The 10,572-nt window shown below is 69.9% G+C and carries 9 protein-coding genes; 4 read left to right on the top strand and 5 right to left on the bottom strand.

Features of this window, described 5'->3' with window-relative positions:
* Window positions 1–170 precede the first annotated feature (170 nt).
* The 5 genes from IPZ69_RS44520 to IPZ69_RS44500 all read right to left on the bottom strand — a co-directional run bounded on the left by IPZ69_RS44520 (window position 171) and on the right by IPZ69_RS44500 (window position 5,790).
* Window positions 171–806, bottom strand: coding sequence for a Pycsar system effector family protein (locus IPZ69_RS44520; protein ID WP_374296059.1), 636 nt, complete (start codon window positions 804–806; stop codon window positions 171–173).
* On the bottom strand, window positions 803–1,966 hold the full coding sequence (locus tag IPZ69_RS44515) for a PE-PGRS family protein (RefSeq protein WP_235460616.1): 1,164 nt from the start codon (window positions 1,964–1,966) through the stop codon (window positions 803–805). Before IPZ69_RS44515 ends, IPZ69_RS44520 begins: the two co-directional genes overlap by 4 nt.
* A 27-nt stretch (window positions 1,967–1,993) precedes the next feature.
* The gene (locus IPZ69_RS44510) at window positions 1,994–4,123 is read right to left on the bottom strand and encodes a hypothetical protein (RefSeq protein WP_235460615.1); all 2,130 of its coding nucleotides are present in this window, start codon (window positions 4,121–4,123) and stop codon (window positions 1,994–1,996) included.
* On the bottom strand, window positions 4,120–4,959 hold the full coding sequence (locus IPZ69_RS44505; protein ID WP_235460614.1) for a hypothetical protein: 840 nt from the start codon (window positions 4,957–4,959) through the stop codon (window positions 4,120–4,122). Before IPZ69_RS44505 ends, IPZ69_RS44510 begins: the two co-directional genes overlap by 4 nt.
* A gap of 123 nt (window positions 4,960–5,082) precedes the next feature.
* Window positions 5,083–5,790 (bottom strand): Crp/Fnr family transcriptional regulator, encoded by a 708-nt coding sequence (locus IPZ69_RS44500; RefSeq protein ID WP_235460613.1) that lies wholly within the window; start codon window positions 5,788–5,790, stop codon window positions 5,083–5,085.
* A gap of 370 nt (window positions 5,791–6,160) precedes the next feature.
* On the opposite strand from IPZ69_RS44500, the gene rpsL reads away from it, so the two are divergent.
* From rpsL to tuf, 4 genes are all read left to right on the top strand, one after another.
* On the top strand, window positions 6,161–6,532 hold the full coding sequence (rpsL, locus tag IPZ69_RS44495) for a 30S ribosomal protein S12 (protein ID WP_003948652.1): 372 nt from the start codon (window positions 6,161–6,163) through the stop codon (window positions 6,530–6,532).
* A gap of 2 nt (window positions 6,533–6,534) precedes the next feature.
* Window positions 6,535–7,005 carry a 30S ribosomal protein S7 gene (gene rpsG / locus IPZ69_RS44490; protein WP_181650348.1) on the top strand — a complete coding sequence of 157 codons (471 nt, stop codon included), beginning with the start codon at window positions 6,535–6,537 and terminating at the stop codon, window positions 7,003–7,005.
* 39 nt (window positions 7,006–7,044) lie between these two features.
* Window positions 7,045–9,171: an elongation factor G gene (fusA, locus tag IPZ69_RS44485; protein ID WP_235460612.1), complete on the top strand. Its 2,127-nt coding sequence runs from the start codon at window positions 7,045–7,047 to the stop codon at window positions 9,169–9,171.
* Window positions 9,172–9,326: 155 nt separating this feature from the next.
* On the top strand, window positions 9,327–10,520 hold the full coding sequence (gene tuf / locus IPZ69_RS44480) for an elongation factor Tu (protein ID WP_235460611.1): 1,194 nt from the start codon (window positions 9,327–9,329) through the stop codon (window positions 10,518–10,520).
* The last annotated feature ends 52 nt before the right edge of the window (window positions 10,521–10,572 follow it).

The raw sequence follows: 10,572 nt of genomic DNA, 5'->3' as shown, positions 1-10,572 counted from the left end.
TCCGCAGGCTGGGGCGGCTCGGAGTACTGCGGCGGTGGGGAGTAGTACGGCGGCTGGTGGGGCTCGGGCGGCTGCTGGGGATAGGGGTCCGGCGTACTGGGCATGGGGACGGTTCCTTGTCTTGGCGTGAGCGTGAGCGTGTGCGGGTGAGCGTCGGGGCGTGAGCGGGGTCAGCCGATCAGGAGCGCGGTGGGGAGCAGGACCGTTCCGGTGCAGAAGGCGATCAGACCGGTGCGGATCCACTGGTGCTTGCGGGCGGCGATACGGCTGGTCTCGACGAGGGCCGCGGTGAGTCCGGCGGCGGGATCGCGGTCGGTGTCCGCGAGCGCGTCGGCCAACCGGCCCGCGCGTACGGCCTGTTGGACGTCGCCGAAGTAGCAGAGGGGCTGGCCCGGGGTCCAGACGCCGGTGCGGTAGCGGGGCAGCACGGCGAGCAGCAGCGCGAACAGGGACAGGGCGAGCGCGAGCGCGCCAGCCCACCACACCCAAGTCCCCGGGGCGGACAGTTCCTCCGGCCCCCAGTTCCGCCCCGCCACCAGCCCGGTGAACACACCCGCGGTCATCCCCAGCGCCGCGACCAGCACGGACGCCTTGCTGTCCGCGCGCGCGATCTCCCCCCGCATCTCGACGAGCAGCCGCTCGGCGGCACCCGCACCGGCCGCGGTGCCGGGCGCCTGGGGCGGGACACCCGGCGTCGGTGTCGGTGCTGGTGCCGGCGTCGGTGTCGGCGGGTTGGTTCGGTTGGTTCCGTTGGCTCCGCCGGCCGGGTTCCTCGGTGTGTTCGGCGTACCGTCGGGGGTCCTCATGCCGGCTCCGGGCCCGAACCGGTGGGCGGCGGCGGGACGTCCGCCCGGGGCGGTGCGTACGGCGAGGGCATCGGCGGGGTGACGGGCACCGGCCCCGATATCGCGCCCCCGTACGGCGCGGCTCCCGCCGTCCCCTGCCCCGCCTCCGCCGGATAGGACGGCCCCGGCACCGCCCCCGGCGGCAGTGCTCCCGGTGCCTCCGCGCCCGGAGTCGTCTCGCGCATGCGCAGGATCGTGTCGACCTCCTGGCGGATCTGTTTCAGGGACTCCGCCTTCTGGTAGTCCTCCAGGCCGTCTCCGCCGATGAGCTCCAACTGGGCCTTGATGAAGGTCAGCTGGTCCTTGTGGATGCTGTCGATGACCATCCGCGTGTCCTCGGGATGGGCGGCGAGATGCAGGGCCCAGGCGCCGACCCCGCCGTACTGGAGATGGTGCTGGTAGAAGTGGAGCTTCTCGGCGACCAGTTGCTGGTGCTGCCGCTGCCGCAGCACCTCCAGCTCGTACTGCTGGTGCGCCTGCCGCAGCCGGAACTCGTGCTCCGGATCGAGCATCTCCGACTCGTAGCGCAGCGTCCGCCGCCGCTGCCGATGGGCGATCGCCTCGTCGTCGAGACGTAACCGCACCACGCAGTCGACCGCGAGCCCGGTGCCCGCCGCGAACCCGCCCGTCTCCACGACCTGTTGGACCGCCGACTCCGCCGAGGAGCTGTCCTCGATGGGGAAGCGCCGGCTCACCGGCCGGGCCAGCTGCTGCAGCTCCCGGGTCAGCCGGGTCGGCACGTCCCGCTCCCCGCTGCGCACGTACGCCTCCGGGTCCCGCACCCGCCAGGTCAGATCCGCCGTCGCGCCGAAGGAGAACGCGTCGTCGTCACTGGGCAGGAGGAGGTCGAGCTGCACCGGATGGCTGCCCATGTCGACCTCGTACACGGAGGTGTAGCGGCGGGTCGCCGCGTCCGTACGGCTGGGCCGGTGCGGCGGGATGTACGCGTCGTACGCGCCGCCGGCCGTGGCGAAGACCAGCGCGTGGTCGATCGCGCCGACCGGCCGACGCGTGGTGTAGTCGAAGCGCGAGATGGGCCGCACGGTGACCACCGGGTCGATCAGTGTGCTGTGCCGGTCGGCCTCTTGCTGCCACTCCGGCTGACGGCGGAAGTCCGCCATGGGTCAACTCCTAGGGAAAGTACGACATCAGGGAAACGTCGAGGGAGCGGCCGCGGCCGGCCACAGCAGCTCCAGCAGCCGGTCGGCGACCGGCGGCCGCGGCCCCCCGTCCTCCGCCCGCATCGAGCGCAGCTCGTGGTCGAGCCGGTCGCGGTCGGCCGCCTCGACGATCAGCGCGGGCAGCAGCAGCTCCAGGGCCTGGGCGGCGTCCGGGCGGCGCTGGGCGACATGCACCCAGGCGTGCAGGGCGTTCAGCGCCTGCCGGGTGTGGGCGCGGTCGCCCAGCGCGGTGCGCCACAGGGTGGCCAGGTCGCGGGCGGAGTCGGCCTCGTACATGCCGGTGTCGGCGTACCACTCCACCAGCGCGCCCTCCTCCGCGTTCTCGCAGGCCCGCACGAAGGCGTTCAGGGCGAGGGCACGCACCGCCGGGGTGGCGTCGTAGAGCAGCCCGACCAGCTCGGAGAGCATCTCGCCGCGGCGCGGGCCCACCGACAGCAGCAGCGCCGTCGACTCGATCAGGTTGTCCGCCTCCGCCCCCGTCGCGCCGCTGATGTCCGCGCGGGCCCGGCCCGCGAGCGCGCCGAGCGCCGGGCTCGCCAGCTCCGGGCGCAGCGGGGCCAGCAGGCCGAAGGCGCGGATCGCGGTCCAGCGGCGGGCCCAGTGCCCGTCCGTGCACCACTGGGTGAGCAGCCGCAGCACGGCCGGCGCGTCCAGCAACTGGGCCAGGGTGAGCGCGTTCGCGGCGGTGACGCGCGGACCGAACGCCTTGGCGACCGCCCAGCCGTCGACCAGCAGCGCGATCGTCGAGGGCAGGTCGGCGGTGGCGAGCAGCGCCGCCGCCGCGGCGGCCCGGGTGCGCACCACCGGCCGTCCGTCCCGGGCGAGCTCGCGCAGCCAGGCCACCAGCGCGGGCCGCGCGGAGGGATGGCCCGTCCACACCTCCGTGAGCAGCACGCGCGCGGTGCGCTCCTCACGGAACCGCGCCATGAACTGCGGTACGGGCCCCCAGTCGGTCGGCTCGTCCCGTAACTCCCCCTCGGCCCGCGCCCGCTCCAGCCGGTCCGTGGCCGAAGGACCGAACACCGGGATCTCCGGCGGCTGTTCGGGGTGCTGCAACTGCTGGAAGTGCACGAAGAGCCGGTCCGCGAGCTCGGCGGCCAGCACGTACGGGGCCTGGTCGAACACGGCGAGCGAGATCAGGAACGCCTTCTCGCGCAGATCGCTGTCGGGCGCGCTCAGCCAGCTCCGGCACTGCTTCTCCACGGCCGCCTGCCCGAAGTCCGCGAGCCGGGCGTCCGCCTCCGCGCCCCCGTCGTACTGGGCGAGCTCCCGCGCGAACTCGGCCGCCTCGGCGGGCCGCCGCCCGCGCGCCAGGAAGTCCCGCACCGGCGCGAGCGCCAGCAGTTTCGCCGCCTCGCCGGGCCGCCGTACGGACAGATGTGCCCGTACGACGTCCTCGGCCGCCGGCGGCGCCCACCGCGCCGGGGTGACCCCCAGCAGGAACGGCGAGTTCTCCACGGTCACCACCAGGTGCCCGTCGGTCTTCTTGAGCTGGTCCACGGCCGCGTACAGATGGGTGTCGCGCAGCGGCCGGTTGCGGGTCAGCGGCAGGTCGCGCAGCACATGGCCGCCCGGCCGGGCCAGCTGCGCGGGCAGCGCCGCCGGGGTCGTCTCGGCGGGCAGGGCGTGTACGGCGGGCACGCCGAGGCGGTGCAGGAGCATCTGCGCGGCCGCGTACCGCCCGGCGGCGTGCGGGCCGGACAGGACCAGCACGCGCTCCTCCCGGAGCCGCGCCAGGGCGGCTTCGAAGCCCGGGCCCTCGACGAAGACGGCGGCCAGCGCGTCGAGGCGGGCCCGCGGTATCTCCCCGGAGGCGTAGCCGGTGGCCGCCGGCCCGTGGTGGTGGATCTCCGTCTTGCCGCCCAGGAAGACGTCCCCGCTGACCTGCCCGCCCGACACCCCGTGCTGTGCCCCGCCGACCAGGCTGCCGCCGAAGGAGGCGGCCGAGCCGAGGATGAAGCCGGGCGTGTGGGCGAACAGCTCCCGCTGGGCCGCACGGGCCTCCTGGGTGCGCTCGGCGACGTCCTCGGGTCTGTCCCCCTCCGGCTCCGCCACCGGCTCGGTGGCCGGAGGGTCCTGCTCCGGCGGAACCGTCACGCCGCGTCACCCCCGGTCCCGCCGAGGTGCACGTTCCCGGTGAACCGGCCCCCGGACACCCCGTGCTGGTCACCGGCGACGAGGCTGCCGCCGAAGGTCGGGGAGCCGCCGTCGAAGTGGAAGACGACCGCACCGGTGGAGGCGGAGGTGCTGGTGGAGGGTGCCGGGGGTGACGTCCGCCCCGGTGCCGGGCCGTCCCCCGAAGCACCCGGCACCGGGGCTCCCCCCTCCCCCGTTCCACTGTGGTCGTCGGGCCCGGCCGCCCCGTCCGGCACCGGGCCGTGCAGCCACGCCGTCAGCGGGCCGTTCTTGCTGTCCACGCCCACCCGGTGGAACTCCGCCGCCGGGATCCCCGTGTGGTCGTGCCGCACGATCCCCCCGTACACCCCGTCCGAGACGCACAGGGCGAAGTCGTCGGGGCGCTCGCGCAGCGCGGCGCGCAGCAGCTTGGCGTCGAGGAGGCGGCAGGCGTGGTTGAGGTCCGAGCCGACCCAGCCGTGCGGGTCGATGGCGACGTATCCCGAGGCGACGACCGCCCGCAGCCGGATCTGCGCCGAGCTGGACGCCATCCGGTTGACCGCCCGCAGCTGCGCCGGCACCTCGGTGAGCAGGGCCCGCAGCAGCGCCGGCACGGAGGCGTTGGCGTCGATCAGTTCCATCACGGAGTCCCCGCGGTCGGCCCGCAGCCGCAGCGTCTCGTCGACGCCGGCGGTCTCCAGCGCGCGGTCGGTGATGTCGTAGAGCATCCGGCGTAAGTAGGCCTGCTCGACGTCGTCCCGGTCGCTGTAGCGCTCGATGTCGAGCAGCAGGATCGTCCGGCTCACGGGATCGCTCATGGTCGCCCTTCGGTGATGGAGGCCTTGCGCCAGGTGAGAAGCGTGGCGTGTGAGGCGGCGCGGCGGAGAGGTCGGATGACGCACTCGGACTGTGACGGTGTGCACAGAACGGGGGCGGGGCCCTCAGGACTCGGTTCGCGCGATCCTTCGCAGGACGTCCATCCGTACGATCCGCAGCGTCCGTCTGCCGGTCACCACCACACCCTTGTCCCGCAGCTCCTTCAGCAGCCGCTGGACCATCTCCCGCGAGGCCCCCACCGACCCGGCCAGCTCCTGCTTGCTGAGCGGCACGAGGAGCTCCACGCCGGTCTCGGTGTAGCGGGCGTTGGTGCGGGCGAGGTCCAGCAGAAGGGTGGCCAGGCGCTCGCGGACGTTCATGGAGGCGAACTCCAGACGGCGCTGGTCGGCCGCGCGCATGCGGTCGGAGGTGAGGCCGAGGAGGGCGTAGGAGACGTCGGGGGAGCGGCCGAGGAAGGCGGTGAAGCGCTCGCGGTCGACGGCGACGGCGCGGACCGGTTGCAGCGCGGTGACCGTGGCCGAGCGTGGGCGGCCGGTCAGCGCGGCCGACTCGCCGACGACGTCACCGGGGCCGCGCAGCGCGAGCAGCGCCTCGTAGCCGTTGACGGCGGCCGCGGTGACCTTGGTCCAGCCGTGGATGATGAAGAGGACGTACGAGGAGGGTTCGTGCTGGTGGAGCAGCACGTCCCGGGAGCGGAAGGCCAGCTCGCGGCCGAGCCCGAGCAGCGTTTCGCGGTCCCCCTTCTCCAGCCGCGCGAGGAAGGGCACCCGGTCGTCGAGACCGACCCCGTCCGGTAAGCCGTCGGCCGTCATGTGTTCCCCCGTCCCCCCGATCGCCACAGCGACCGTTCAACGTACTGAACATGTCGTTGTCATGGGCACCAAACGGGTCGACGTTCACTCGGAGGCCTCGATTGCGGGGGCGACATATCCGGCGTGTCGGGGCGGGCTCCATTTGTTTTGACCGAAGTCCGTGAGGTAGGTACGCTCAGACCTTGTGCCTGGGGTGTGCCCTGGCTCTCGTGCGTGCCTTCAACCGCATAGCGAGCTGTGACACGGCCACCGTAATCTGCGCCCTTTCCGCTTAGCGGCGGGAGTCTGCGGGATTCGACACACCCGACCGCGTGGGTCGGCGAAGTTCCAGGTTAGCTGTACCTATCGGCACACAGAAACCGGAGAAGTAGTGCCTACGATCCAGCAGCTGGTCCGCAAGGGCCGGCAGGACAAGGTCGAGAAGAACAAGACGCCCGCACTCGAGGGTTCCCCTCAGCGTCGTGGCGTCTGCACGCGTGTGTTCACGACCACCCCGAAGAAGCCGAACTCGGCCCTGCGTAAGGTCGCGCGTGTGCGTCTGACCAGCGGGATCGAGGTCACCGCTTACATTCCGGGTGAGGGACACAACCTGCAGGAGCACTCCATCGTGCTCGTGCGCGGCGGCCGTGTGAAGGACCTGCCGGGTGTTCGCTACAAGATCATCCGCGGCTCCCTCGACACCCAGGGTGTCAAGAACCGCAAGCAGGCCCGCAGCCGCTACGGCGCCAAGAAGGAGAAGTAAGAATGCCTCGTAAGGGCCCCGCCCCGAAGCGCCCGGTCATCATCGACCCGGTTTACGGCTCCCCTCTGGTGACCTCCCTGATCAACAAGGTGCTGATGAACGGCAAGCGCTCCACCGCCGAGCGCATCGTCTACGGCGCCATGGAGGGTCTGCGTGAGAAGACGGGCAACGACCCGATCATCACGCTGAAGCGCGCGCTGGAGAACATCAAGCCGACCCTTGAGGTCAAGTCCCGCCGTGTCGGTGGTGCGACGTACCAGGTTCCGATCGAGGTCAAGCCCGGTCGCGCCAACACGCTCGCGCTGCGCTGGCTCGTCGGTTACTCCCGCGCCCGTCGCGAGAAGACCATGACCGAGCGTCTGCTCAACGAGCTTCTCGACGCCTCCAACGGCCTTGGTGCCGCTGTGAAGAAGCGCGAGGACACGCACAAGATGGCCGAGTCCAACAAGGCCTTCGCGCACTACCGCTGGTAGTCGCTACCCCATCGAGAACCGAGAGAAGACTGAAGCCTTATGGCTACCACTTCACTTGACCTGGCCAAGGTCCGCAATATCGGGATCATGGCCCACATCGACGCGGGCAAGACGACCACCACCGAGCGGATCCTGTTCTACACCGGTGTCTCGTACAAGATCGGTGAGGTCCACGACGGCGCTGCCACCATGGACTGGATGGAGCAGGAGCAGGAGCGTGGCATCACGATCACCTCTGCTGCCACCACCTGTCACTGGCCGCTTGAGGACGTCGACCACACCATCAACATCATCGACACCCCGGGGCACGTCGACTTCACCGTCGAGGTGGAGCGCTCCCTGCGTGTGCTCGACGGTGCCGTGACGGTGTTCGACGGCGTCGCCGGTGTCGAGCCCCAGTCCGAGACGGTGTGGCGTCAGGCGGACCGCTACGGCGTTCCGCGTATCTGCTTCGTCAACAAGCTCGACCGCACCGGTGCCGAGTTCCACCGCTGTGTCGACATGATCTCTGACCGCCTCGGCGCTCAGCCGATCGTGATGCAGCTGCCGATCGGTGCCGAGGCCGACTTCAAGGGCGTCGTGGACCTGGTCCGCATGAAGGCGTTCGTGTGGTCCGCCGAGGCCACCAAGGGCGAGATGTACGACGTCGTCGACATCCCGGCCACGCACACCGAGGCTGCCGAGGAGTACCGCGGCAAGCTCATCGAGGCCGTGGCCGAGAACGACGAAGAGATCATGGAGCTGTACCTGGAGGGCGACGAGCCTTCCGAGGAGCAGCTGTACGCCGCGATCCGTCGTATCACCATCGCGTCCGGCAAGGGCACCGGCACCACCGTGACCCCGGTGTTCTGCGGCACCGCGTTCAAGAACAAGGGCGTCCAGCCCCTGCTCGACGCGGTCGTGCGCTACCTGCCGTCCCCGGTCGACATCGAGGCCATCGAGGGCCACGACGTCAAGGACCCCGAGGTCGTCGTCAAGCGCAAGCCGTCCGACGAGGAGCCCCTCTCGGCGCTGGCGTTCAAGATCATGAGCGACCCGCACCTCGGCAAGCTCACCTTCGTCCGGGTTTACTCGGGCCGCCTGGAGTCCGGCTCTTCGGTGCTGAACTCCGTCAAGGGCAAGAAGGAGCGCATCGGCAAGATCTACCGCATGCACGCCAACAAGCGTGAGGAGATCGAGTCGGTGGGTGCCGGCGACATCGTCGCCGTCATGGGCCTGAAGCAGACCACCACCGGTGAGACGCTGGCCGACGACAAGAACCCGGTCATCCTGGAGTCCATGGACTTCCCGGCGCCGGTCATCCAGGTCGCCATCGAGCCCAAGTCGAAGGGCGACCAGGAGAAGCTCGGCGTCGCGATCCAGCGCCTGGCCGAGGAGGACCCGTCCTTCCAGGTCCACTCCGACGAGGAGACCGGCCAGACCATCATCGGCGGCATGGGCGAGCTGCACCTCGAGGTGCTCGTCGACCGTATGCGCCGTGAGTTCAAGGTCGAGGCCAACGTCGGCAAGCCGCAGGTCGCGTACCGCGAGACGATCCGCAAGGCCGTCGAGCGCGTGGACTACACCCACAAGAAGCAGACCGGTGGTACCGGTCAGTTCGCCAAGGTGCAGATCGCGATCGAGCCCATCGAGGGCGGCGACGCCTCGTACGAGTTCGTGAACAAGGTCACCGGTGGCCGTATCCCGAAGGAGTACATCCCTTCGGTGGACGCCGGTGCTCAGGAGGCCATGCAGTTCGGCATCCTCGCGGGCTACGAGATGACCGGCGTGCGCGTCATCCTCATCGACGGTGGCTACCACGAGGTCGACTCCTCCGAGCTCGCCTTCAAGATCGCCGGTTCGCAGGCCTTCAAGGAGGCCGCGCGTAAGGCCAGCCCCGTGCTCCTTGAGCCGATGATGGCCGTCGAGGTCACCACGCCCGAGGACTACATGGGCGAGGTCATCGGCGACATCAACTCCCGCCGTGGCCAGATCCAGGCCATGGAGGAGCGGGCCGGTGCCCGCGTCGTCAAGGGCCTCGTGCCCCTGTCGGAGATGTTCGGCTACGTCGGCGACCTCCGCAGCAAGACCTCGGGTCGCGCAAGCTACTCGATGCAGTTCGACTCCTACGCCGAGGTTCCGCGGAACGTCGCCGAGGAGATCATCGCGAAGGCCAAGGGCGAGTAACGCACCGCGTTCACACGCTTTAGGCTTGACTCCGGAGCCTCAAGGGGCATTCAGCCACATTCCTGGATGAATGCCCCGGGTTCCGGGCTATCCAGCAAAGATCACCTGGCGCCGATGAAGTAAGGCGTACAGAACCACTCCACAGGAGGACCCCAGTGGCGAAGGCGAAGTTCGAGCGGACTAAGCCGCACGTCAACATCGGCACCATCGGTCACATCGACCACGGTAAGACGACCCTCACGGCCGCCATTACCAAGGTGCTGCACGACGCGTACCCGGACCTGAACGAGGCCACCGCGTTCGACAACATCGACAAGGCGCCCGAAGAGCGTCAGCGCGGTATCACCATCTCCATCGCGCACGTCGAGTACCAGACCGAGGCGCGTCACTACGCCCACGTCGACTGCCCGGGTCACGCGGACTACATCAAGAACATGATCACCGGTGCCGCGCAGATGGACGGCGCGATCCTCGTGGTCGCCGCCACCGACGGCCCGATGCCGCAGACCAAGGAGCACGTGCTCCTGGCCCGCCAGGTCGGCGTTCCGTACATCGTCGTCGCCCTGAACAAGGCCGACATGGTGGACGACGAGGAGATCCTGGAGCTCGTCGAGCTCGAGGTCCGTGAGCTCCTCTCCGAGTACGAGTTCCCCGGCGACGACCTGCCGGTCGTCAAGGTCTCCGCGCTGAAGGCGCTGGAGGGCGACCCGGAGTGGACCCAGACCGTCCTCGAGCTGATGAAGGCCGTCGACGAGAACATCCCGCAGCCCGAGCGTGATGTCGACAAGCCGTTCCTGATGCCGATCGAGGACGTCTTCACGATCACCGGTCGCGGTACGGTCGTCACCGGCCGTATCGAGCGTGGTGTCCTGAAGGTCAACGAGACCGTCGACATCGTGGGCATCAAGCAGGAGAAGACCACCACCACGGTCACCGGCATCGAGATGTTCCGCAAGCTGCTCGACGAGGGCCAGGCCGGTGAGAACGTCGGTCTGCTCCTCCGTGGCATCAAGCGCGAGGACGTCGAGCGCGGCCAGGTCATCATCAAGCCGGGCTCGGTCACCCCGCACACCGAGTTCGAGGCGCAGGCCTACATCCTGTCCAAGGACGAGGGTGGCCGCCACACGCCGTTCTTCAACAACTACCGTCCGCAGTTCTACTTCCGTACGACGGACGTGACCGGCGTTGTGACCCTCCCCGAGGGCACCGAGATGGTCATGCCGGGTGACAACACCGAGATGAAGGTGGAGCTCATCCAGCCCGTCGCCATGGAAGAGGGCCTGAAGTTCGCCATCCGCGAGGGTGGCCGCACCGTGGGCGCCGGCCAGGTCATCAAGATCAACAAGTGAGCCCAGCTCTCTTGAAGGTCTGACCTTCCGGGGTCGCCTGACCTGAAGAGAC

The sequence above is a fragment of the Streptomyces olivochromogenes genome (assembly GCF_021538895.1).
Classification (GTDB): Bacteria; Actinomycetota; Actinomycetes; order Streptomycetales; family Streptomycetaceae; genus Streptomyces; species Streptomyces olivochromogenes_A.
The sequence above is the reverse complement of the archived record's forward strand: the minus strand, read 5'-3'. Positions and strand labels throughout refer to the sequence as shown.

Bases quoted from the DNA above. Each gene is read 5' to 3' on its own strand.
- IPZ69_RS44520 (WP_374296059.1), bottom strand. From the start codon at position 806: ATGAGGACCCCCGACGGTACGCCGAACACACCGAGGAACCCGGCCGGC.
- IPZ69_RS44515 (WP_235460616.1), bottom strand. From the start codon at position 1,966: ATGGCGGACTTCCGCCGTCAGCCGGAGTGGCAGCAAGAGGCCGACCGG.
- IPZ69_RS44505 (WP_235460614.1), bottom strand. From the start codon at position 4,959: ATGAGCGATCCCGTGAGCCGGACGATCCTGCTGCTCGACATCGAGCGC.
- IPZ69_RS44500 (WP_235460613.1), bottom strand. From the start codon at position 5,790: ATGACGGCCGACGGCTTACCGGACGGGGTCGGTCTCGACGACCGGGTG.
- rpsG (WP_181650348.1), top strand. From the start codon at position 6,535: ATGCCTCGTAAGGGCCCCGCCCCGAAGCGCCCGGTCATCATCGACCCG.
- fusA (WP_235460612.1), top strand. From the start codon at position 7,045: ATGGCTACCACTTCACTTGACCTGGCCAAGGTCCGCAATATCGGGATC.